General features: G+C 71.2%; 17 protein-coding genes. 6 read left to right on the top strand and 11 right to left on the bottom strand.

The genetic code is table 11. The features are described 5' to 3' along the window. Nucleotides 1-8 precede the first annotated feature (8 nt). The 3 genes from RCR19_RS18045 to RCR19_RS18035 all read right to left on the bottom strand — a co-directional run bounded on the left by RCR19_RS18045 (nucleotide 9) and on the right by RCR19_RS18035 (nucleotide 3,612). Entirely contained in the window at nucleotides 9-239 is a 231-nt protein-coding gene (locus RCR19_RS18045) for a DUF6458 family protein (RefSeq protein WP_059130383.1), read from the bottom strand. A gap of 97 nt (nucleotides 240-336) precedes the next feature. Further along, complete coding sequence (locus tag RCR19_RS18040; RefSeq protein ID WP_331266088.1) at nucleotides 337-1,635, bottom strand: M18 family aminopeptidase; 1,299 nt, start codon at nucleotides 1,633-1,635, stop codon at nucleotides 337-339. Between the two features lie 150 nt (nucleotides 1,636-1,785). Next, the gene (locus RCR19_RS18035; protein WP_331269476.1) at nucleotides 1,786-3,612 is read right to left on the bottom strand and encodes an acyl-CoA dehydrogenase; all 1,827 of its coding nucleotides are present in this window, start codon (nucleotides 3,610-3,612) and stop codon (nucleotides 1,786-1,788) included. A gap of 143 nt (nucleotides 3,613-3,755) precedes the next feature. Here RCR19_RS18035 and RCR19_RS18030 point away from each other — a divergent pair, with 143 nt between their 5' ends. The 3 genes from RCR19_RS18030 to RCR19_RS18020 all read left to right on the top strand — a co-directional run bounded on the left by RCR19_RS18030 (nucleotide 3,756) and on the right by RCR19_RS18020 (nucleotide 7,164). Then, a complete protein-coding gene (locus tag RCR19_RS18030; RefSeq protein ID WP_059130386.1) occupies nucleotides 3,756-4,247 on the top strand; it encodes an SseB family protein in 492 nt (163 codons plus the stop codon). A gap of 768 nt (nucleotides 4,248-5,015) precedes the next feature. After that, entirely contained in the window at nucleotides 5,016-5,996 is a 981-nt protein-coding gene (locus tag RCR19_RS18025; protein ID WP_331266087.1) for a pirin family protein, read from the top strand. A gap of 94 nt (nucleotides 5,997-6,090) precedes the next feature. Beyond that, a complete protein-coding gene (locus RCR19_RS18020) occupies nucleotides 6,091-7,164 on the top strand; it encodes an AI-2E family transporter (protein ID WP_331266086.1) in 1,074 nt (357 codons plus the stop codon). Nucleotides 7,165-7,198: 34 nt separating this feature from the next. Here RCR19_RS18020 and RCR19_RS18015 read toward each other — a convergent pair whose 3' ends face one another. After that, nucleotides 7,199-9,364, bottom strand: a complete 2,166-nt coding sequence (locus RCR19_RS18015; RefSeq protein WP_331266085.1) for a SpoIIE family protein phosphatase — start codon at nucleotides 9,362-9,364, stop codon at nucleotides 7,199-7,201. 254 nt (nucleotides 9,365-9,618) lie between these two features. On the opposite strand from RCR19_RS18015, the gene aspS reads away from it, so the two are divergent. Continuing rightward, the gene (gene aspS, locus RCR19_RS18010) at nucleotides 9,619-11,382 is read left to right on the top strand and encodes an aspartate--tRNA ligase (RefSeq protein WP_331266084.1); all 1,764 of its coding nucleotides are present in this window, start codon (nucleotides 9,619-9,621) and stop codon (nucleotides 11,380-11,382) included. Between the two features lie 189 nt (nucleotides 11,383-11,571). Here aspS and metG read toward each other — a convergent pair whose 3' ends face one another. Both metG and RCR19_RS18000 read right to left on the bottom strand, forming a co-directional pair. Next, the gene (gene metG, locus RCR19_RS18005) at nucleotides 11,572-13,287 is read right to left on the bottom strand and encodes a methionine--tRNA ligase (protein WP_331266083.1); all 1,716 of its coding nucleotides are present in this window, start codon (nucleotides 13,285-13,287) and stop codon (nucleotides 11,572-11,574) included. 167 nt (nucleotides 13,288-13,454) lie between these two features. Next, nucleotides 13,455-15,191 (bottom strand): VWA domain-containing protein, encoded by a 1,737-nt coding sequence (locus RCR19_RS18000; RefSeq protein WP_331266082.1) that lies wholly within the window; start codon nucleotides 15,189-15,191, stop codon nucleotides 13,455-13,457. Between the two features lie 323 nt (nucleotides 15,192-15,514). On the opposite strand from RCR19_RS18000, the gene RCR19_RS17995 reads away from it, so the two are divergent. Beyond that, the gene (locus RCR19_RS17995) at nucleotides 15,515-17,581 is read left to right on the top strand and encodes a PhoX family protein (RefSeq protein ID WP_331266081.1); all 2,067 of its coding nucleotides are present in this window, start codon (nucleotides 15,515-15,517) and stop codon (nucleotides 17,579-17,581) included. A gap of 136 nt (nucleotides 17,582-17,717) precedes the next feature. Here the strand turns inward: RCR19_RS17995 and RCR19_RS17990 are convergent, their stop codons facing one another. The 3 genes from RCR19_RS17990 to RCR19_RS17980 all read right to left on the bottom strand — a co-directional run bounded on the left by RCR19_RS17990 (nucleotide 17,718) and on the right by RCR19_RS17980 (nucleotide 20,152). Further along, nucleotides 17,718-18,728: an endonuclease/exonuclease/phosphatase family protein gene (locus RCR19_RS17990; protein ID WP_331266080.1), complete on the bottom strand. Its 1,011-nt coding sequence runs from the start codon at nucleotides 18,726-18,728 to the stop codon at nucleotides 17,718-17,720. Between the two features lie 122 nt (nucleotides 18,729-18,850). Continuing rightward, on the bottom strand, nucleotides 18,851-19,270 hold the full coding sequence (locus tag RCR19_RS17985; RefSeq protein ID WP_331266079.1) for a hypothetical protein: 420 nt from the start codon (nucleotides 19,268-19,270) through the stop codon (nucleotides 18,851-18,853). A gap of 102 nt (nucleotides 19,271-19,372) precedes the next feature. Next, nucleotides 19,373-20,152, bottom strand: coding sequence for an alpha/beta hydrolase (locus RCR19_RS17980; protein ID WP_331266078.1), 780 nt, complete (start codon nucleotides 20,150-20,152; stop codon nucleotides 19,373-19,375). A 73-nt stretch (nucleotides 20,153-20,225) separates the two neighbouring features. Between RCR19_RS17980 and RCR19_RS17975 the strand changes: the two genes are divergently transcribed. Further along, complete coding sequence (locus RCR19_RS17975; protein WP_331266077.1) at nucleotides 20,226-21,566, top strand: PLP-dependent aminotransferase family protein; 1,341 nt, start codon at nucleotides 20,226-20,228, stop codon at nucleotides 21,564-21,566. On the opposite strand, the gene RCR19_RS17970 is transcribed toward RCR19_RS17975, so the two are convergent. Together RCR19_RS17970 and RCR19_RS17965 are read right to left on the bottom strand one after the other, a co-directional pair. Continuing rightward, nucleotides 21,481-22,380, bottom strand: coding sequence for a hypothetical protein (locus tag RCR19_RS17970; RefSeq protein WP_331266076.1), 900 nt, complete (start codon nucleotides 22,378-22,380; stop codon nucleotides 21,481-21,483). The two genes, RCR19_RS17975 and RCR19_RS17970, sit on opposite strands and share 86 nt — an antisense overlap. Before the next feature lie 312 nt (nucleotides 22,381-22,692). Further along, nucleotides 22,693-23,169, bottom strand: coding sequence for a hypothetical protein (locus RCR19_RS17965; protein WP_331266075.1), 477 nt, complete (start codon nucleotides 23,167-23,169; stop codon nucleotides 22,693-22,695). Nucleotides 23,170-23,236 lie beyond the last annotated feature (67 nt).

The raw sequence follows: 23,236 nt of genomic DNA, 5'->3' as shown, positions 1-23,236 counted from the left end.
GTGCGGGGTCAGAGCCCGTACCCGTCCCGGGGGTGGTGCCGCTCCTCCTCGACGACCGGTGGCGGCACCACGACCCGCCTGCGGCGGTAGATGCTGCTGAACGTGGCCACCCCTATGAGACCGACGATCATGCAGATGACTCCGACCAGTTGAAGGTCGACGCCCTGCATGTGCCAGTCGGTCGCGAACGCGAGGATGGCGCCGACGGCGATCAGGATGATGCATCCGCCCAGGCCCATGAGTCCTGCCCTCCCTGCGGGGCCGGCCCTTCCGGCCCCGGACCCGGGTACCCGGGTCCGGGGTGGGCATGCGCGGCGGCGGTCGCGGCTCTGTTCCTCAGCCCTCCAGGAACGCCACCAGCGCGTTCGCCAGCATGTGGGGGTCGTCCGCGCCGCACAGCTCGCGGGTGCTGTGCATGGACAGGATCGCCGCGCCGATGTCGACGGTGCGGATGCCGTGGCGGGCCGCCGTGATGGGGCCGATGGTCGTGCCGCAGGGCATCGAGTTGTTCGACACGAAGGACTGGAAGGGCACGTTCGCCTTCTCACAGGCCGCGGCGAAGACGGCCCGGCCCGAACCGTCCGTGGCGTAGCGGTTGTTGACGTTCACCTTGAGGATGGGGCCGCCGTTGGCCCGGGGGTGGTGGGTCGGGTCGTGCCGCTCCGCGTAGTTGGGGTGGACGGCGTGCCCGGTGTCGGAGGACAGGCAGATCGAGCCGGCGAAGGCACGGGCCCGGTCCTCGTACGAACCGCCCCGGGCGAACACCGAGCGCTTCAGCACCGATCCGAGCAGCGGACCGTCGGCACCCGTGTCCGACTGGGAGCCGTTCTCCTCATGGTCGAAGGCCGCGAGCACGGGGATGTACGACAGGCCGGCGTCGGAGGCGGCCACGCCCGCCAGTGCCGCGGTGGCCGCGTGCACCGACAGCAGGTTGTCCATCCGCGGCCCCGCCACCAGGTCCTTGTCCCGGCCCAGGTAGGCCGGCGGTTCGACGGAATGGGTCATCAGGTCCCAGCCCGTCACCTCGCCCGTGGCGAGGCCGAGCTCCTCCTCCAGGAAGGCGATCAGGTCCCCGTCGCGCACGTCGTCGCCCAGGCCCCAGACAGGCTGGAGGTGGCGCTGCTTGTCGAGCTTCAGCCCCTCGGCGGAGACCGAGCGGTCCAGGTGGATGGCCAGCTGCGGCACGCGCAGCAGCGGTCTGTCGATGTTCATCAGGCGGGTGGTGCCGTCACGCAGGGACAGCCGGCCCGAAAGGCCGAGGTCCCGGTCCAGCCAGGAGTTGAGCAGGGGGCCGCCGTAGATCTCCACGGCGATCTGCCGCCAGCCGTGCGCACCGCTGTCCGGCCGCGGCTTCACCCGGAGGTTCGGGGAGTCGGTGTGCGCGCCCATGATCCGGAACGGCGTGTGGGCTTCGGCACCCTCGGGGACGTACCACGCGATGATCGCGCCTCCGCGCAGCACATACCTGCCGCCGCTCGTGCCGTCCCACGCATCCGTCTCGGCGACCTGGCGGAAGCCTGCCTTCTCCAGCCGCTCGGCGGCGTGCGCCACAGCGTGGTACGGCGACGGGCTCGCCGCCAGGAAGGACATGAGGTCGTCGGTGTGGCCGCGGTCGAAGCGGAGGCTTGTGCTCATGTGTTCACCTTAACGACGGACGAGGGCCCGCTCCCGGTGATCGGGAGCGGGCCCTCGTAAGGGGGATGTGGAGAGTCGGGGTTCCGGACGGCCGGAGCGCCTGCAGGCCCGTACGGACAGCGCGGGTGACGGGTCCGGGCCGGCGGCGTTCTAGAAGGCGGCCTCGTCCAGCTCCATGAGGTCCAGGTCCACGCCTTCGGCCACCTTGCGCGCCAGGGTCACGCCCGGCAGGACGTTGGCCGCGAAGAACTTCGCCGCCGCGATCTTGCCGGTGTAGAACGCCTTGTCCCTGGTGGAGGCCGTCTCGAGCTTCTCGGTGGCGATCGCGGCACCCCTCAGCAGGAGGTAGCCGACGATGACGTCGCCGGAGGCCATCAGCAGGCGGGTGGTGTTGAGCCCCACCTTGTAGATGTTCTTGACGTCCTTCTCGGTGGCGGCGAGGTCGGTCAGCATCAGGCCGACGATGGCCTCCAGCTCGACGGCCGCCTTGGCGAGGTGTTCGCGGGCACCCGCCAGATCCTCGCCGCCCGTGCCGAGCGCCAGGAACTTCTTGATGTCCTCGGCGAGGGAGTTCAGCGCCGCGCCCTGGTTGCGGACGATCTTCCGGAAGAAGAAGTCCTGGCCCTGGATCGCGGTGGTGCCCTCGTACAGGGTGTCGATCTTGGCGTCGCGGATGTACTGCTCGATCGGGTACTCCTGCAGGAAGCCGGAGCCGCCGAAGGTCTGCAGGGACTGGGCGAGCTGCTCGTAGCCCTTCTCGGAGCCGTAGCCCTTGACGATCGGCAGGAGCAGGTCGTTCAGGGCGTGCTCGGTGGAGGCGTCCTCGCCGTTCGCCTCCTTGACCGCGATCGCGTCCTGGACGGAGGCCGTGTGCAGTACGAGGGCGCGCATGCCCTCGGCGTAGGCCTTCTGCGTCATCAGCGAGCGGCGCACGTCGGGGTGGTGCGTGATGGTGACCTTGGGCGCGGCCTTGTCCATGAAGTCGGCCAGATCCGTGCCCTGCACGCGCTCCTTGGCGTACTCGAGCGCGTTCAGGTAGCCGGTGGACAGCGTGGAGATCGCCTTCGTGCCGACCATCATGCGGGCGAACTCGATGATGCGGAACATCTGGCGGATGCCGTCGTGCTTGTCGCCGATCAGCCAGCCCTTGGCCGGGTGGCGGTCGCCGAAGGTCATCTCGCAGGTGTTGGAGGCCTTCAGGCCCATCTTGTGCTCGACGTTGGTGGCGTACACGCCGTTGCGCTCGCCCAGCTCGCCGGTCTCGAAGTCGAAGAGGTACTTCGGCACGAGGAAGAGGGACAGGCCCTTGGTGCCGGGGCCGGCACCCTCGGGACGGGCGAGGACGTAGTGGAGGATGTTCTCCTCCATGTCGTGCTCACCGGAGGTGATGAACCGCTTCACGCCCTCGATGTGCCAGGAGCCGTCCTCCTGCCGGACGGCCTTCGTCCGCCCGGCGCCCACGTCCGAGCCGGCGTCCGGCTCGGTGAGCACCATGGTGGAGCCCCAGGTCTTGTCGACGGCGATCTTGGCGATCTTCTTCTGGACCTCGTTGCCCTCCTCGAAGAGGATGCGGGCGAACGCCGGGCCGGAGGAGTACATCCAGATCGCCGGGTTCGAGCCGAGGACCAGCTCCGCGTACGACCAGATCAGCGACGGAGGGGTGTTGGTGCCGCCGATCTCCTCCGGCAGTCCGAGACGCCAGTACTCGGAGTCCATGAAGGCCTTGTAGCTCTTCTTGAAGGACGCCGGGACGGGCGCGGTGTTGGTCTCGGGGTCGAAGACCGGCGGGTTGCGGTCGGCGTCGGCGAAGGACTCGGCCAGCTCGTTCTCGGACAGGCGGGTGAGCTCCTCGAGGACGCTCTTGGCGGTGTCCGTGTCCATCTCCGCGAACGGACCGGTGCCGTACAGCTTGTCGCGCCCGAGCACCTCGAAGAGGTTGAACTCGATGTCGCGGAGATTCGACTTGTAGTGCCCCATGGCGACGGCTCCGTAGCGGGATCGGCGAGGCACTGTCTCCTCGCATCTGGTTCACATACCAACTAGTAGCTCCGATGATGCTACCCGTCGGTAATAAGAATCAACCCCTCATGGCCCTGATGTGGCCCACTACTCTTTGGGGCATGTACGGCTACCAGAACACGGGCGCGCAGCAGCAGTACGCCTCGGCGCAGCAGCAGATGCCCGGGCAGCAGATGCCGGGCGGGCAGATGCCCGGCGGGTACGGCCAGCAGCCCCCGCTGTACCCCGAGCCGTCCCCGCCGTCGCTCGCGGACGCGGTCCGGGCGTTCACCACCGGGTCGATGTCGGCCGAGGACTTCCAGCAGATCCTCGCCACGTCCAAGGTGTACTGCCCGCGCGGCGACAATCCGGGATTCCTGGCGCTGCACAACACCCAGCAGCCCGTGATCCCCATGTTCACCTCCCTCAAGGAGCTGCGCCGCTACGCCGGCAAGGAGTCGAAGTACTTCGTGATCACCGGGGCCGAGGTGATCGATCTGCTGCCGACCGGGTACGGGTTCGTCCTCGACATGGAGGGCGAGCACCGGATGGTCTTCGACGCGAAGGCGGTCGAGCAGATGGTGGAGTTCGCGATGCGGCGGATGTACGGCTAGGGCCGGTCGTCTGGATCATGTCGGCGTCGCGGGGCGTGGCACGCCCGTCTTCCGCGTTGTCGTCGATTGCCGACGCTCCGCCTTTCAGCTGCACGCACCACGCCCCGCTCGGGTCGGCGGAAGGCGCGGTCTCCCCGGCCGGCCGGATCCGGACGGCAGACCCCGGACGCCGGCTCCTCGCCGACGGCCGTTCGCCCTTGCGCGGGCGGCCGGGTGGACGTGCCGTGCACGGCCGATGCCCTTGTCTCGCCGGGGGCCCTGCGCCTCGGCCTCGCGGACGGCCGATCTTCCGGGCCGGTACCCCCGGTGACGGCCGGGTGACTCCCGCCCGACTTGTCACGAACATGCCATAGAGTTTCACTCCGTTGGCCGCGCCCCGCATGCCGACCGCTGTACCGCGGTGGTGTCCGGGTGCCGCGCGGCACTCTCATCTCCCGGCGACCCCGGGTTCTCTTGTGGGGGTTCCAGCACTGTGCGCATGCGCAGCACCTCGGCCGCGACGGCGCTCGCGATCCTTACCGGTTCGGTCGCGCCGAGTGTGGCCGCTGTGGAGCCCGTCCCGGCCGAGCCGGCCGTACCCGTCCGGCTCCGAGGTCCGGCGACACCGTGAACTCCACGGCCTACGGCGCCCGGAAGTGCCTGTACTTCACCGAGTGACGCACCGAGCGGGCGGCGGGAGCCCGGAGGGAATGCCGTCCGGGCTTTCCGTGTTCCGGGTGGCAGAAAGTTCAACCATCAACTAAAGTAAGAGCACAAGGAGGTACCGACATGCCTGCAGTGACCGTCGAAAACCCGCTGACCCTGCCCCGCGTGGTCGCTTCGGCCGACGCGGTGGCCCGACCCGTGCTCGGTGTCACGACCGCACCCAGCGGTTTCGAGGGCGAGGGCTTCCCGGTCCGTCGCGCCTTCGCCGGGATCCACTACCGCCACCTCGACCCGTTCATCATGATGGACCAGATGGGCGAGGTGGAGTACGCGCCGGGCGAGCCCAAGGGCACCCCGTGGCACCCCCACCGTGGCTTCGAAACCGTCACGTACATCATCGACGGGATCTTCGACCACCAGGACTCCCAGGGCGGTGGTGGCACCATCACCAATGGCGACACCCAGTGGATGACCGCCGGTTCGGGCCTGCTGCACATCGAGGCCCCGCCGGAGTCGCTGGTCATGTCCGGCGGCCTGTTCCACGGCATCCAGCTCTGGGTCAACCTGCCCGCCAAGGACAAGATGATGGCCCCGCGCTACCAGGACATCCGCGGCGGCCAGGTGCAGCTTCTGACGACCCTCGACGGGGGCGCGCTGCTGCGCGTCATCGCCGGTGAGCTGGACGGCCACAAGGGCCCGGGCATCACGCACACCCCGATCAGCCTGGTCCACGCGACCGTGGCGCCGGGCGCGGAGGTCACCCTGCCCTGGCGCGAGGACTTCAACGGACTCGCGTACGTCCTGGCCGGACGGGGCACCGTGGGCGTGGAGCGGCGGCCGATCCACCTCGGCCAGACCGCCGTGTTCGGCGCGGGCTCCTCGCTGACCGTCCGCGCGGACGAGAAGCAGGACTCGAACACCCCCGACCTGGAGGTCATCCTGCTGGGCGGGCAGCCGATCCGTGAGCCGATGGCGCACTACGGTCCGTTCGTCATGAACACCCGCGAGGAACTGCAGCAGGCCTTCGAGGACTTCCAGAAGGGCCGGCTCGGCACCGTCCCCGCGGTGCACGGGATGACCGAGAGCGGTCCGCAGGGCTCCTGACCACGAGCCGCGCGGCCGAGCAGGTCTGACGCCGCGTCACCCGGGCGGGCCGTCCGCACAGGACAGCCCGCCCTCGGCATGCTGGTCTTGGAAGGTGCAGCTCCTTCCCGACCCCGTCCGCCGGCTCGCCGCGTGGTGCGCCGTCGTCCTGCTGGTCACGGGGGTCGGCTGGGTCGTGATCCGGCTGTGCGGAGTGTTCCGCACGGCCGTCGTGCCCGTGCTGCTGGCACTGCTCGGGACCGCGCTCCTCGGGCCCCTGTACCGGCGGCTTGTGCAGATCGGCATGCAGCGGTCGCTCGCCGCCGTGATCACCTGCGTCGCCGTGGTGGCCGTGGTGGGCGGGGCCGTGTACGTCGTCGTCACGGCGCTCATGGACAGCGGCGCACAGATCGTCGACTCGCTCAGACACGCCGCGAAGTCGCTCGCGCAGCACTTCGGGGCCGCCGGGACGTCACTGGACGACATGGTGTCCCATTCGCGGGAACTGCTGACCAAGTTCGGCGGGACCGCCGCCTCCAACGTCATCAGCGGGGTCAGCGTCGTCGGCGAGTCCATCGCCATGGCCGTTCTGGCCCTGTTCCTGGTCTTCTTCTTCCTGCGCGACTCCGACCGGGTCACCGGACTGCTGCGCTCGCTCGTCCCGCGCGGTGCCGCCGACAGCGTCGAGGTCATGGCGCGGCGGGCCTTCGAGGCGGTCGAGGGGTTCATGCGCGGGACCACGATCATCGCGCTCATCGATGCGATCTGCATCACCGTGGGGCTGCTGATCCTCGGTGTGCCGGGTGCGATCGGGCTCGGTGCGCTCGTCTTCGTCGGCGCCTACGTCCCCTACCTCGGGGCCTTCCTCTCCGGCGCGGTCGCGATCCTGGTCGCCCTCGCCGACCGCGGGTTCGTCATCGCTCTGTGGGCGCTCGGCGTGGTCGTCGCCGTGCAGCTGCTGGAGGGACATGTGCTCCAGCCCGTGATCCAGAGCCGGACCGTGCAGATGCATCCCGCGGCGGTACTGCTGGCGATCACCGCGGGCGCGTCGGTCGCCGGGATCCTGGGGATGCTGCTGGCCGTCCCGCTGACGGCGGCGGCGTTCGGCGTCGCCCACGAGCTCAAGGAGCGCTACGGCGACGGCGAGGCGGACCGGACCCCGCCGCCGGAACCCGAGGGCGGGCGGTGAGCACCGCCGGCGGTGTGCGGGACGCCCTCGCCTCTCAGAGAAGCGGGTCCTCAGCCTCCCCGTACTCCTTCTTCTGCTCCTCGTGCAGCTCGAACCAGGTGCTCTTGCCCTCGCCCCGCGGATCCACCCCCCAGGCGTCGGCGAGCAGTTCGATCAGGACCAGGCCGCGTCCGGAGGACGCGAGCTCCCCCGGGTCGCGCTTGTGCGGGAGGTCGTCGCCGCCGTCCGTGACCTCCACGCGCACCAGGCGCCCGCGCCTGCCGTCCACGCTGTCCAGGCCGTCGGGGTCGCTGAAGACCTCCGCGACGAGGAGCGCGTCGGTGTCGGTGTGCACGAGGACGTTCGTGAGCACCTCGGAGACCAGCAGGACGGCCGAGTTGACCTGGTCCTCGCAGGACCAGTCGTGCAGCAGCTCGCGCACCTGCTGCCGGGCGACGGCGACCCGCTCCGGCTCGGCCTGCTTGACCGTCAGCATCGTGCGGCGCACGACATGCCGGCCGCCCGGCACCGTGGTGCAGCGGTTCCCGTCGCCGGCCCGGCACAGCAGCAGCACGGCTATGTCGTCCTCGCGCCGGTCGGTCAGCGGCCCCGTGGCGTGGTGCGAGGAGGGCCCGTGCACGGCCTGGACCAGGGCCTCGGCCAACTCCTCCGTGTCGCCGTCGTGCTCCTCCAGGATCCGCCGTATCCGGCGCCAGCCGGTGTCCAGATCGTGTCCGCCGGTCTCGATCAGCCCGTCCGTGCAGATGAGCATGGTCTCGCCGGGCTCCAGGACGAGCCGGGTGGTGGGGTAGTCCGCGTCCGGGTCGATGCCGAGCGGCAGTCCGCCCGCGGTCGGGCGCATCAGCACCGTCCCGTCGGCGGTGCGGATGGCGGGGTCGGGATGTCCCGCGCGGGCGATCTCCAGCGTTCCGGTCGCCGGGTCCACCTCGACGTAGAGGCAGGTCGCGAAGCGCAGGTCGGCGCCGTCCTCGCCGTAGGTCATGCCGTACAGGAAACGTGAGGCGCGGGAGAGGACCGCGTCCGGGCGATGGCCCTCGGAGGCGTAGGCGTGCAGCGCTATCCGCAGCTGGCCCATGAGGCCCGCGGCACGCACGTCATGGCCCTGGACGTCGCCGATGGTGAGCGCGAACCGGCCTCCCGGCAGCTGGATCATGTCGTACCAGTCGCCGCCCACCTGGAGCCCGCCGCCGGTGGGTATGTAGCGCGCCGCCACGGCCATCCCCGGTATCTCCGGGCCCAGCGTGGGCAGCATCGAGCGCTGCAGTCCGTCCGTCAGCTCCCGCTCCGTCTCGGCGGCGCCCGCGCGGGAGAGGGCCTGGGCGAGCATCCGGGCGACCGTCGTGAGCACCGAGCGCTCGTCGGGCGTGAACGTGACCGGGTACTTGAAGGCCGCCATCCAGGCGCCCATCGTGCGGCCCGCCACGGTCAGCGGCAGATAGGCCCAGGACTGACGGCCGAAGGGCGCCGCGAGCGGCCAGGAGGCGGGATAGCGGGCCCGGTACTCCTCGGGCGAGGACAGATAGACCGCCCGGCCGGTGCGCACGACCTCGGCGGCCGGGTAGTCCGTGCCGAGCGACATCTCCGTGAAGGGCTCCTCGTCCCCCGGTTCGTGCCCGTGGTGCCCTACGACGGTCAGCCGGTCGCCCTCAGCCCCGAAGACCGCGAGCCCGTCGGGGGAGAAGCCGGGCATCGCCAGCCCGGCCGCCACCCGCAGTACCTCCTGTGTGGAGCGCGCCTCGGCCAGGGCCCGCCCCGCGTCCAGCAGGAACGCCTCGCGCGAGCGGCGCCAGTCGCCGGTGATGGGGGAGCGGGCGGCGTTCGGGGAGGGGTCGGTGACCTCCTGGAGGGTGCCGACCAGCTCGTACTTTCCCGTCCGCGGGTCGATCGACGGCTTGGAGCGGCTGCGGACGGTACGGACGACACGCCCGTGCCCGTCCATGATCCGCATCCGCACCTCGGCGATGGTGCCCTCGGCCAGGGCGAGCTGGACGACGCCGTCGACCTCGTTCCAGTCGACGGGGTGGAACCGGGCGCGGATCCCGGCCTGGGTGAGCGTCGTCGCCTGCGCGGGCAGCCCGACCAGCCGCGCGGCCTCGGCGTCCAGCGTCACGAGTCCTGCGGCGGCGTCGTAGCGCCACAGACCGGTCGCGAGGGCGGCCAGGACGTCCCCCACGGCGGGCAGGGGCTCACCAGTGCGCATTGCCCCACTGTAAGAAGAGGTGATCGAAGGGTGCCACCGATCGCCGGAAATCACGGACCTTGCACAGGCCCGGAGCGACCCGGTGCCCGCGCGGGCGACGCAGGGGCCGGGGACCCGGGCGCGCCCCGGGCGAAATGAGGGAGAGGCGATCTTGGGGCGGCCGGTACCCTTGGTAGGTCCGGGCCGTGACCGCCCGGAGGCTCCGGGGCGCGACCCCGGAAAAACCCCGATTCGCGAAGACTGGATGAACGACGATGCATCGGTACAGGTCCCACACCTGCGGCGAGCTCCGCGCCTCTGACGTCGGCAGCGACGTCCGGCTGAGCGGCTGGCTGCACAATCGGCGCGACCTGGGCGGCATCCTCTTCATCGATCTGCGCGACCACTACGGCATCACGCAGCTCGTCGCGCGTCCGGGCACGCCCGCCTACGAGACGCTCGACAAGCTCTCCAAGGAGACGGTCGTCCGTGTCGACGGCAAGGTCGTCTCCCGCGGCACGGAGAACGTGAACCCCGACCTGCCGACCGGTGAGGTCGAGATCGAGGTCGGCGAGGTGGAGGTGCTGGGCGAGGCCGCCCCCCTCCCCTTCACGATCAACGCCGAGGACGGGGTGAACGAGGAGCGGCGTCTGGAGCACCGCTTCCTGGACCTGCGCCGCGAGCGCATGCACCGCAACATCATGCTGCGCACGTCCGTGATCTCGTCCATCCGCCACAAGATGGCGGCGATGGGCTTCAACGAGATGGCGACGCCGATCCTCAGCGCGACCTCCCCGGAGGGCGCCCGCGACTTCGTCGTCCCCTCCCGTCTGCACGCGGGCCGGTTCTACGCGCTGCCGCAGGCCCCGCAGCAGTTCAAGCAGCTGCTGATGATCTCCGGCTTCGACCGCTACTTCCAGATCGCGCCCTGCTTCCGTGACGAGGACGCCCGCGCTGACCGTTCGCCGGGCGAGTTCTACCAGCTCGACGTCGAGATGAGCTTCGTCGAGCAGGAGGACGTCTTCCAGCCGATCGAGAAGCTGATGACGGAGATCTTCGAGGAGTTCGGCGGTGGCCGTCACGTCACCTCCCCCTTCCCGCGGATCCCGTTCCGCGAGGCGATGCTGAAGTACGGCTCCGACAAGCCGGACCTGCGCGCCAAGCTCGAGCTCGTGGACATCACGGACGTCTTCGAGGGCTCGGAGTTCAAGGCCTTCGCGGGCAAGCACGTGCGTGCGCTGCCGGTGCCGGCCGTGCAGGACCAGCCGCGCAAGTTCTTCGACCAGCTCGGCGACTACGCCGTCTCGCTGGGCGCCAAGGGACTGGCCTGGGTGCGCGTCGCCGAGGACGGCTCGCTGACGGGCCCGATCGCCAAGTTCCTCACCGAGGAGAACGTCAAGGTCCTCACCGAGCGCCTCGGACTCGAGGCCGGCCACGCCGTCTTCTTCGGCGCGGGCGAGTTCGACGAGGTCTCCAAGATCATGGGCGCCGTACGGGTGGAGGCCGCCAAGCGCGCGGGCCACTTCGAGGAAGGTGTCTTCCGCTTCTGCTGGATCGTCGACTTCCCGATGTACGAGAAGGACGAGGAGACCGGCGCGATCGACTTCTCGCACAACCCGTTCTCGATGCCGCAGGGCGGCCTGGAGGCGCTCGAGACCCAGGACCCGCTGGACATCCTGGGCTGGCAGTACGACATCGTCTGCAACGGTGTCGAGCTGTCCTCCGGCGCCATCCGGAACCACGAGCCGGAGATCATGCTCAAGGCCTTCGAGATCGCGGGCTACGACCGGGAGACGGTCGAGGAGAAGTTCTCGGGCATGCTGCGTGCCTTCCGCTTCGGCGCCCCGCCGCACGGCGGCATCGCGCCGGGCGTGGACCGGATCGTCATGCTGCTGGCCGACGAGCCCAACATCCGCGAGACGATCGCCTTCCCGCTGAACGGCAACGCCCTGGACCTGATGATGGGCGCCCCGACGGAGCTGGACGAGACGCGGCTGCGTGAGCTGCACCTGTCCATCCGCAAGCCGCAGCCGAAGTAGGCGCGCGCGACGAGAGCGGGCCCGGAACCCCGGCGGGGTTCCGGGCCCGTCCGTCTTTCCCGCGGACACGACGCAGGAGCGGTTCCGCCCGGGTCGCCGAACGCGACCGCCCCGGTGACCGCACGAAGAGGCCCGGGAAGCGTGCTGCTTCCCGGGCCCCGAGGTCCTGCCGACCCGCGTTCCGCGGTCCTATTCGGTCTCGCCGCCGAAGCGCTCCTTGTAGCTCTCCAGATCCTCTTCGGTGAGCTTGGCGAAGAGGACCGGCGGCACGGTGAACGGCGTGCCCGCGGCGACCGCGGTGAGGGACCTGGCCTCGTCCTGCGTCACCCACACCGCGGTGTCGTCCGCCAGGTCGAAGGCGCCGCGCATGGCCGCCGAGGAGGTCGGGATGAACGGCTCCGAGACGACGGCGTAGAGGTGGATCAGGTTCATCGCCGTGCGGAGGGTGAGGGCCGCGCCCTCCTTGTTCGTCTTGATCTCCAGCCAGGGGGCCTTCTCCTCGAGGTAGGAGTTGCCCGCCGACCACAGGGCGCGCAGCGAGGCCGCCGCCTTGCGGAACTGGATGGCCTCCATGTGCTCCTCGTACTCGGCGAGCAGCCGCGCGATCTCCGCGCCGAGCCGCGCCTCCGCCTCGCCCGGCTCGCCGCCCGCCGGGACCTCGTCGCCGAAGCGCTTGCGGGAGAAGGACAGCACGCGGTTGACGAAGTTGCCGAGCGTGTCCGCCAGGTCCTTGTTCACCGTGGCCGTGAAGTGCTCCCAGGTGAACGAGGAGTCGTCGGACTCCGGCGCGTTCGCCATCATGAAGTAGCGCCAGTAGTCCGCCGGCAGGATCTCCAGCGCGTCGTGCGTGAAGACGCCGCGCTTCTGGGACGTGGAGAACTTGCCGCCGTAGTAGTTCAGCCAGTTGAAGGCCTTGATGACGTCGACCTTCTTCCACGGCGAGCGGGTGCCCAGCAGGGTCGCCGGGAACATCACGCTGTGGAAGGGGACGTTGTCCTTGCCCATGAACTGCGTGTAGTGGACGTCCGCGTCCGACTTCCACCACCAGGAGCGCCAGTCACGGTTCTCCGGGTCGAGGTCCGACCACTCCTTCGTGGCGCCGATGTACTCGATCGGGGCGTCGAACCAGACGTAGAAGACCTTGCCCTCGGCCGCGAGCTCCGGCCAGGTGTCGGCGGGGACCGGGACACCCCAGTCCAGGTCACGGGTGATCGCGCGGTCGTGCAGACCCTCGGTGAGCCACTTGCGGGCGATCGAGGAGGCCAGCACCGGCCAGTCGTCGGCGCGCTCGTCGACCCACGCCTCGACCTCGCCGGCCAGCGTGGACTGGAGCAGGAACAGGTGCTTGGTCTCGCGGACCTCGAGGTCGCTGCTGCCGCTGATCGCCGAGCGCGGCTCGATCAGGTCCGTGGGGTCCAGGACACGGGTGCAGTTCTCGCACTGGTCGCCGCGCGCCTTGTCGTAACCGCAGTGCGGACAGGTGCCGATGATGTACCGGTCGGGCAGGAAGCGGCCGTCGGCGTTCGAGTACACCTGGCGGATGGCCCGCTCCTCGATGAACCCGTTCGCCTTGAGTTCGCGGGCGATCTCCTGCGTGATGTCCCGGTTCTGCGGGGAGGAGCTGCGCCCGAAGTAGTCGAAGGCCAGGTTGAAGCCGTCGTACACGGCCTTCTGCGCGTCATGGGCCTGGGCGCAGAACTCGGCGACCGGGAGCCCCAGCTCCTTGGCCGCGAGCTCGGCGGGGGTGCCGTGCTCGTCCGTCGCGCAGATGTACAGGACGTCGTGGCCACGCTGGCGGAGGTACCGGGAGTACACGTCCGCAGGGAGCATGGACCCCACCATGTTGCCCAGGTGCTTGATCCCGTTGATGTACGGAAGGGCGCTGGTGATGAGGTGTCGAGCCATCGCGGGCTGCTCCCAGGTCGCTACGTGGGGTGACGGCGCGTCCGATTTCAGGTCGTCTGCATCGTCTACGAACCTTGAAATCGTAGCCGACATGGGCGGGCCGCCCGCTTCCCGTTTTGCAGGGTGGGAAGGGGCGGCCGCGGTGTGGCCTGCCGGACGGACCCGGATTACGGGCGCCAGGCCGCCAGGATGCCCTCGTAGACCTCCGCGTCGGTCAGCTCGAGCGGGGTCTCTCCGGCCAGGAATGCGGAGGTGTTGTCCGACTTGAGCTTGCGCAGGTAGTCGAAGGCCTTGTTCTCCGGGTCACCGAAGGCGACGAAGGAGAAGAAGACGGCGGGGTGGTTCTTCGCGGCCTCCGTGAGGGACTGGGTGGCCGGCGTCTTCGCGTCGGGGGCGCCGTCCGTCTGGAAGATCACCAGAGCGGGTACGGCCGGGTCGGACTTCTCGTGGTGGGCGAGCACCGCCTCCACGGCGACGTGGTAGCTGGTGCGGCCCATGCGGCCGAGGCCGGCGTGCAGCTCGTCGATCTTGTTCTCGTGGTCGGTGAGGGTCAGTTCGCCCGTGCCGTCCAGCTCGGTGGAGAAGAAGACGACGTGGACGCTGGCCTCGGGGTCGAGGTGCGCGGCGAGCGCGAGGGCCTGCTCGCCGAGGGCCTGGGCGGAGCCGTCCTTGTAGTACGGGCGCATGGAGGCGGAGCGGTCCAGGACGAGGTAGACCCCGGCCCGGGTGCCGGTGAGCCCGTGCTTCTCGAGGGCGGCGGCCGCGGCCTCGTAGGCGGAGGTCAGGCCCGGTGCGCGCGACGTGAGACCGGCCAGGGTGAGGGCGGGCTCGGCGGACACCGAAGCACCGGCCTGCGCGGCGACGGGCTCGGGCTCGGTGGCTTCCGGCTCGGAGGTTTCCGCGTCGGCGGTGACTTCGGCGGTGGCCTCGGGTTCAGGTTCGGGCTCGGGCGTCTCCGCGGCCTTCGGCTCGGGCGCCTCGGCGGCGGCTTCGGGCTCGGGAGTGGCCTCCGGCTCGACTGCTTCCGGCTCGGGGGACACCTCGGATTCCGCGGCGGCCTCGGGCTCCGCGACGACCTCGGCCTCGGCCTCGGGCTCCGTGGTGGCCTCAGCGTCGGTCTCGGGCGCCGTGGTCTCCGCGACCTCCGGCTCCGGGGCGGCGTCGGCCTCGGCGACAGTCTCGGCCTCGGGCTCGACGGTGGCCTCGGGCTCCGCGGTGGCCTCAGCGTCGGTCTCGGGCTCCGTGGTGGCCTCAGCGTCGGCCTCGGGCTCGACGGTGGCCTCGGGCTCCGCGACGACCTCGGCCTCGGCCTCGGGCTCCGTGGTGGCCTCAGCGTCGGTCTCGGGTGCCGTGGTCTCCGCGACCTCCGGCTCCCGGGCGGCGTCGGCCTCGGCGACAGTCTCGGCCTCGGGCTCGACGGTGGCCTCGGGCTCCGCGACGATCTCGGCCTCGGGCTCGACGGTGGCCTCGGCCTCCGTGGTGGCCTCAGCGTCGGTCTCGGGTGCCGTGGTCTCCGCGACCTCCGGCTCCGGGGCGGCGTCGGCCTCGGCGACGGTCTCGGACTCCGCCTCCGCCTCCGCCTCCGCCTCCGCGGCAGCCTTCGGGGCCGGCGTGACCTCAGGCGACGGCTCCTCCATCGGGGTCGCCTGCCGGGGCACCGTCACGTTGTCGAACGCCGCCGACACCAGCTCGTGCTCGTCCCCCGGGCCCGACGACTGCTGCGCCGGGATCTCGGGGGTCACGGCCGGCCGGGAGGACTTCGCGGCCTTCGGCCGAGGCGCCGTCGCGGCCTCCGAAACCGTCGGCTCCGAGGCCGCCTGCGTCTCCCGCGAGGGCTCCCCCTCGGCGGAGCGACCCTTGCGTGAGCGGCCGAACGCGTTCCGCAGGAGAGTGAGAATGCCCATGTGCGCAACCCTTCGCATGAGTTGATGCCCGTCAATCCCTGGCCAGGACGGACACGTAAGGTTAGCGGTCACAGACGGCGATCTTGGGTAGGGTCCGACCATCGGGAGGGCCCGATGTCAACACCGCGATCCCGCCGTCACCGAGCGTGCGGCCCGCCCCGGCGGCACCGCGCCCGGCTCCGCCGGCCGTACGCCGAGATCTTGCGCGTCAACCCCCGTACGGATCCCCCCGGTTCACCGGTCGTTCATGTGGCGGCCCCGCTCCCGCACATCCACCCCCTTAACGTCACGGCCACACCAAGAGATCGTAAGGGGAGAGTAAAGTGCGCAAGCTGCTGCCACTGATCGGAACGACGTCCGGCTCGCATCCCGGCGGACGGTCCGCCCTGACCTGCCGCTACCGCTGTGGCGACGCCTGTTTTCACGAGGTGCCCAACACCAGCGACAACGAATACGTCGGCGACGTCATCGCGGGCGCCCTCAGCCGCCGATCCGCACTGCGTGCCGCAGCCGTCGTCACGGTCGCGACCGCCACCGGCGCGGCGACCGCCGTCACGGTCCCGCAGGCAGCCGCGGCCACCGCCGGCCGGCACGGCGGGGCACACACCACCGCCGCCCGGGGCCTCCGCTTCGCCCCGGTCGCCCCCAACACCGCCGACGCCGTCACGGTGCCCGACGGCTACCGGCAGAACGTGGTCATCCGCTGGGGCGAGCCCATCCTCCGCGGCGCCCCCGCCTTCGACCCCGAGAACCAGACCGCCGCGGCCCAGGCAGGCCAGTTCGGGTACAACAACGACTTCCTCGCCCTGCTGCCGGTCCCCGGCGAGCGCGGCCGCCGGCTCCTCGTCGCCAACCACGAGTACACCGACGAGGTGCTCATGTTCCGGGGATACGACCCCCGGAACCCGACCCGCCGGCAGGTGGAGGTGGCCTGGGCCGCCCACGGTCTCAGCGCCGTCGTCGTCGAGGAGGACAGCAGGAGCGGGCGTCTCACCGCGGTCCCCCGCCACCCCCTCAACCGCCGTGTCACGGCGACCGGCGCATTCCGTCTCACCGGCCCGGCCGCGGGCTCGGACCTTCTGAAGACGTCGGCCGACCCGAGCGGCCGCAAGGTCCTCGGCACCCTCAACAACTGCTCCGGCGGTACGACCCCCTGGGGCACCACCCTCCACGGCGAGGAGAACTTCAACCAGTACTTCGCCAACGGCTCAAGCGCCACCGACCTGCGGTACGGCATCGGCACCTCCGCGACCGAGCGCAAGTGGGAGCGGTTCGACCGCCGCTTCGACCTGGCCCAGGAGCCCAACGAGGTGCACCGCTTCGGGTACGTCGTCGAGTTCGATCCGTACGACCCCGGCTCCACCCCGCGCAAGCACACCGCGCTCGGCCGCTTCAAGCACGAGGCCGCCACCGTGCGGCTCACCGACGACGGCCGGCCCGTCGTCTACTCCGGTGACGACGAGCGGTTCGACTACTTCTACAAGTTCGTCGGCAGCAAGCGGATGCGGCACGGGAACTCCCGGTCCGCACGCGAGCACAACCTCTCGCTCCTCGAGGAGGGAACGCTCTACGTCGCGAAGCTCACCGGCGACTCCCCTGCCACCGACATCGACGGCAGCGGCAAGCTTCCGGGCGACGGCGAGTTCGACGGCTCCGGCACCTGGATCCCGCTCGCCACCGCGACCGCCCACGGGGCCGTGTCCCACGTCGAGGGCATGAGCGCCGACGAGGTCTTCGTGTTCACCCGGCTCGCGGGCGACAAGGTCGGCGCCACCAAGATGGACCGGCCCGAGGACATCCAGCCCTCCCCGCACACCGGGAAGGTCTACGTAGTCCTCACCAACAACACCAACCGCGGCAAGGCCGGCTCGCCGGCCGCCGACGAGGCCAACCCGCGGAGCGGCAACAAGCACGGACACATCCTTGAGCTCACCGAGCGCCACAACCGCGCGGAGAGCACGTCGTTCGCCTGGTCGCTCTTCCTTGTCGCCGGGGACCCCTCCGACCCCTCGACGTACTTCGCCGGATTCCCCAAGGGCCGGGTCAGCCCGATCTCCTGCCCGGACAACGTGGCGTTCGACCCGCACGGGAACCTCTGGATGTCCACCGACGGCAACCAGCTGGGATCCCACGACGGCCTCTTCGGTGTCGCCACGCGCGGTGAGCGGCGTGGTGAGCTCAAGCAGTTCCTCACCGTGCCGAAGGGTGCCGAGACCTGCGGTCCCGTCATCGAGGACCGGCGGGTGCTCGTGGCCGTGCAGCACCCGGGCGAGCTCGACGGTGCGACCGTCGAGAAGCCGGCCAGCGCCTGGCCCGACGGGCCAGGGAGGATCGTCCGTCCTGCCGTCGTCGCCGTGTGGCGCGCGGACGGCTGCGACATAGGGGTCTGATCCTCGGGACGGATCCGCCACGGGACGAAGGAAGCGGGGGCGGTGGCGGCCGGGCACCGCCCCTCTCCCGTGTCCGCGGCCGTGTCCGGACCGTCCGCATGCCGGGGCGCCCGTCGTCCCCGGTCGGCGGCCGGTGCTAGGCGGTGTGCCGGTGGAGGGTGATGTCGACGAGCAGGGCGCGGTGGTCGCTGTCCGCGATGTCGAGGAAGCGGGCCGAGTTCGCCGAGAAGTCCCGGGAGACGAGGACGTGGTCGATCTGGGCGCCGAGCGGCGGGGCGGTCCTGGCGGGCCAGGAGGGAGTGCGGGGGGCCTCGGCGAGGCGGGCGCCGTCGCGCAGGCCGGTGTCGAGGATACGGCGGAAGGCGGCGTGGTCCTGGGAGGCGTTGAAGTCCCCGGCGACGATCGTGGGGGTGCCAGCGGCGGCCGCCGCGTAGGTGCGCAGCTCCCCCAGCTCGTGGTGCCAGAGCGAGAGCTGGCCGGGGAGCGGGGGCATGGGGTGCGCGAGCTGGAGACGTACGGTGTGGCCGCGGACGTCGGCGACGGCCCCGGGCATGCCCATGGTGCCGGGCACACCGGGCGCGGCCTTCAGCGGGAACCGGCTGAGGATGACCGACCCGTCGGAACCGGCGCCCTCGACGGCCCGGCGGTAGGGGTAGGCGCCGGCCGCTCCGCCGAAGGCGCGCTCCAGCGCGGCCGAGCAGTGGTACTCGCACTCCTCCACGAACACGATGTCCGGGCGCTCGCGGCGGATCGCGGGCAGGAGGGAGTCCGTTCCGCGGCCGAACTCCACGTTGGAGGTCAGCACCCGGAACTCGGCGAGCGGGGTGCCGGTGGGCTCGGCGGGCCTGCCGTAGGGCTCGATGAACCAGGCGAGCGCGGCCAGCACGACGACGCTCCAGACCATGCCCGTGCGCCAGCGTGCGAGCAGGGCGAGCACGAGTGCGAGGGCGGCCGGGGCGAGCAGCCACGGCAGGAAGGCCAGCAGCTGGGGGACCGGCGTGAACGCGTCGGTGTCGGCGGCACGGCAGCCCACGACGACGCTCACACCGGCGAGCACCAGCCCGGCGAGCCAGGCCGCGGCGCTCCGCCCCCGGGGCCGGCGCTGGGTGTCGGCCGGCCCGGTCCGTTCCGCGGTCGCTGTCCGCACGTGGCGCCGCCCTTCCCTCGTAGGACCCGATGTCCGAATCCTCCCCCGAAGACGGGGTGGGAGGGAAAAAGGTTGCCGGGCGGCGAAGCCCGGGGACCACGGTCCGTGGTCCCCGGGAGCGGTTACATCGTCGTTCTGGTGTGGTCCGCCGTCACCAGGGACCAGATCACGAAGCCCCCGATCGCGATGGCGATGATGGACCAGATCGGGGCGTACGGCAGGAACATGAAGTAGAGGACCATGTACAGGGCCGCCAGCCCCACACCCACCGCGCGCGCCCACCCCATGCCCTGGAGCACGCCCCAGCCGGTGATCGCGACCAGCGCGCCGACGACCAGGTGGATCCAGCCCCAGGTGGTCAGGCTGAACTCGTACACGTAGTGCCCGACGCTGACGTAGACGTTGTTCGCGGCGATGCCCGCGATGCCGTTCAGCACGCCCACGATCCCGCCGACGATCATCAGTACCCCGGCGAACGTCGTGCCGCCGGTCGACCACGCCTCGCGTTTCGGGTGCGTGGCGCGTGCGGTGTTCTGGACCATGGGGTCGCCTCCTCTGGACGGGACGTTCATCCGCAGATTCGCCCCGAAGGAGCAGCGACGCAGGGGGAGGTAGGCCGATCGGGTGATCGTCGGGGTGGCGTGTCAGGCGTCCACGCGCTTCAGGAACGCCTCCAGCGCCGCGTCGAACTCCTCCGGGCGCTCGAGGTTCGGCAGGTGCGCGGCGTCCGCCACCACCCTGAGCGTGGAGTCGGGGAGGGCGGCGTGCATGGCCTCCGCGTCCGCGACGGGTGTGTAGGTGTCGTCCGCGCCGACCACGACGAGCGCCGGGACCGTGACACGGGTGAGGAGGTCGCGGTAGTCGGGGCGCTCCGCCCTGCCGCGCAGGGCCGCCGCCGCGCCCTGCGGGGGAGCGGCCGCCATCATGCGGTGCACATGCGCCGCCACCGCGGGGTCGGCGTGCGGCGCGACCATCCGGTAAAGCACCTCGTCGGCGTACGGGCGCATGCCCTCGCGCAGCAGCCGGTCCGCCATGGCGTACCGGGCCCGCCCACCCTCCTCGGTCTCCGCGGCGGGGAAGGTGTCCGCGAGCACCAGCCCGGCGATACGCCCGGGAAACCGGGACCAGCACTCCATGGCGATCTGACCGCCCATGGAGAGCCCCGCGAGGACGCAGCGGCCCACGTGCAGGTCGTCGAGGAGCGAGGCGATGTCGTCCGCGAACACCGACAGCGGGGTGACGCCGGCGACGACCGGGGAGGCGCCGTAGCCGCGCAGATCCGGGGCGATCACGCGGCGTGTGCGGGCGAAGGCGGCGAGCTGCGGGGTCCACATCGTGCGGTCGAAGGGATGGCCGTGGACAAGGACGAGGGGCAGTCGCGATGTATGCGCGCCTTTGTCCTCGTATGCGAGGAAGGGTGCCATGGCCTCGACCCTAGAGTCGCCAACTCCTCGGTGCAATAAGATCTTTGCTCTCGGTGCAATCCAAGGGGGACCAGTGGAGGACTACCGGCGCATCGCCGACCGGATCGCCGCCGACATAGCCGCGGGACGGCTGCGTCCCGGTCAACGGCTGCCGCCGCAGCGGGCGTTCGCGCGCCGGCACGGTCTGGCGGCATCCACGGCGGGCCGGGTGTACGGCGAACTCGTGCGGCGCGGCCTTGTCGTGGGCGAGGTCGGACGGGGCACCTTCGTGCGGGCCGCCCCGGTGCCGACGGGTCGCGCGCTCACCGAGCCCGCGACCACGGCGCCCGTCAACCTGGAGCTCAACTACCCCTCCGCCCCCGGCCAGTCGGAGCTGCTTGCGGCCGGACTCGCGCCGCTGCTGCGGCCCGACGTCCTCGCCGGGGCGACCCGCACGGCGCCCGCCACGGGAACCCGGGCCGCGCGCGAGGCCGCGGCCGGCCTGCTGGCGACCGGTGGCTGGCGTCCGGACCCGGAGCGGCTGCTGTTCGCGGGCAACGCACGGCAGGCGATCGCGGGCGCCCTCGCCGCCGTCGTACCGCCCGGCGGCCGCGTCGGTGTCGAACGGCTGACGTATCCGCTGGTCAAGGAGATCGCGTCGCGCCTGGGCATCCTCCTCGTCCCGCTCGCCATGGACGACCAGGGGCTGTGCCCGGACGCGCTCGTCGCCGCGCACCGCTCCACGCCGCTGTCCGCGCTCTATGTGCAGCCGACGCTGCACAATCCGACGTCCGTGACGACGGGGGAGGAACGGATGCGCCGACTCGCGGACACGGTGCGGCTCTTGGGGCTGCCGGTCGTCGAGGACCGCATCTGGGCGTTCCTGTGCGGGCGGGAGAGCGGACGGCCCCTCGCCGCCCACGCGCCGGAGCGCACCTACGTCGTCGACGGGCTGTCCAAACGGGTCGCGCCGGGCCTCACCGTCGGATTCCTCGTCGTGCCCGAGGGACGCGGCGAGGAGGCCGCGGGGGCACTGCGGTCGGGGGGCTGGACGGCGGGACGGTTCGCGCTGGAGGCGGCGGTGCGGTGGATCGGGGACGGGACCGTGGAGCGGCTCGTCACGGTCAAGCAGGCGGACGCCCGGGAACGCGGGCGGCTGGTCGCGCGGTATCTGGACGGCTTCGCCGTACGGGCCGATCCGCGGGCGTACTTCGCCTGGTGGGAACTGCCGCGGCCGTGGCGCGCCGACACGTTCGTGGCCGCCGCGGCCGAGCGGGGGATCGCGGTGACACCGGGACCCGCCTTCGCCGCGGGTGGCAGTGGGGCGGAGGGCTCCGCTGCGGACTGCGTCAGGCTCGGACTTGCGTCGGCTCCTCCGAGGGAGCTTGCGGGGGCCCTGCGGACGCTCGCCGACGTCGCGCGTACATCCCCGTGAGCCAGGCGACCAGGGCGACCGTGAGGCCGAGCGCCATCATCACCCAGGCTGCCGTGCGCAATGTCTCGGTGAGTGCGTCGTAGACCGCGGCGGCCGCGGGGTGGGAGACGTCCGGGGGCAGGTCCCGCAGCGTCATCCGGCGACCCACGGCGATCGCGACGGCGAGCAGTGCCGCGCCCAGCGCCGTGCCGAGACCGGTCGCCAGCACCGCCCGGCGGCGGCACACCGACACCAGCATCCCGCTGACGGCGAAGACGACCGCGGCGACGGGCAGCCAGAAGCCGGTCACTTCGAGCACGCGGAACCCCTTCCGGAACTTCGTCAGGTCCTTCGACTGCAGCAGGGTGATCTCCGTGTGCGCGATCGGGATACGGCCCGCGAACGGCACGTGTTCGTCGACGAGTTGTCTCTTCATGCGCTCGGTGGCGGGGGCGAGGTCGATGGTCACGGGGGTGTCGCCGTCGTTCCGCAGGGCACGCATCACGGCGTCGTGTGCGCTGAGGTTCGCGGTGTCCCAGGCGGTGCGGAAGGCCTCGGTGGCGGTGAACGAGCGGACCGCGTCGTGGACGAAGGCCTGCACCGAGCCCTCCAGGGGCGTGCCGACGTGCACCTCGCGCATGATGCCGTCCGTGACGGCGGCGGCGATGGCGTCCCTGACCTGGGCGTCGGAGGCCAGCGGCGCGGTCGTGGCGGCGTACCGGGCGCTGTCCTCGATGCCGTACTTCGCCCACACCGCGAGCAGGCCGGGCGGCGCGAGCAGGCACGCGAGGCCGACCAGCACGGCGGAGAGCAGGCTCCGGGCACGTCGAGACACGTCACCAGAGAACCGCGTCCGCGGGCGATCGGCGAGCTGTTTGACTGCAAATGGGTGCATATGACGATCCGATGGGCGGGTGATGCCGTGGCGTCCACCGGACCGGGACCGTTCGCCGGGTATGCCCTCCGGTGGAGGGTTCATCCGAACGGGTGTTACCTGGTGATGGGGAAAAGGACGGCTCGGGCTCCTCGACCGCTCCCGGGACGCAACTCCGGGAGAGGGGTGAGTGAGGGAGACGCACGAGGCCCCGGCGTCGACGTGGGCCGACGGCCGGGGCTTCGTGCGCCGGAAGGCGGGCCGACCGGAAGGTCAGCGCTTCGCCCAGTGCTCGCCCAGCGGCTCCTGGTGCACGTAGTAGCGGTAGTAGTCGAACACCAGCGTGGCCACGGCGACCGCGAGCGAGATGCCGATGCTGCGCAGCACGCTGTGGCCGGTCTGGCTGTACAGGAAGCCGAACGCGATACCCACGAACACCGCCCACGCCAGCGCGTGTGGTCCGCGGGACAGGCGCGGCGCCACCCGCAGCAGGCCGATGCACAGCGCGGCGAACACGATCACGCACACGAAGCCGAACAGCACGTTCCAGCCGGTGATCGGACCTCCTGCGCGCCGGATCGCCGCGGCCCAGTACCCGTACACGAGTCCGAGGGCGATGGGCCCCACGATCCGCGCCATCGCGTGTGTGCGCGGCTCGAAGACCTCGGGCGGGCGGTGGGTCGTGACGGTTCCACGGGGCCTTGTGGCGGGTGTGCGCGATGTCCCCGGCACGGGTGCCGCATGAGCCATGGGAACGCTCCTCTCTCCTCGCCCCCGCCTTCCAGCGCACACCTGGTGGGGGCACCCGGCAAGTCGG

The sequence above is a fragment of the Streptomyces sp. WAC07094 genome (assembly GCF_036320405.1).
Classification (GTDB): domain Bacteria; phylum Actinomycetota; class Actinomycetes; order Streptomycetales; family Streptomycetaceae; genus Streptomyces; species Streptomyces lannensis.
The sequence above is the reverse complement of the archived record's forward strand: the minus strand, read 5'-3'. Positions and strand labels throughout refer to the sequence as shown.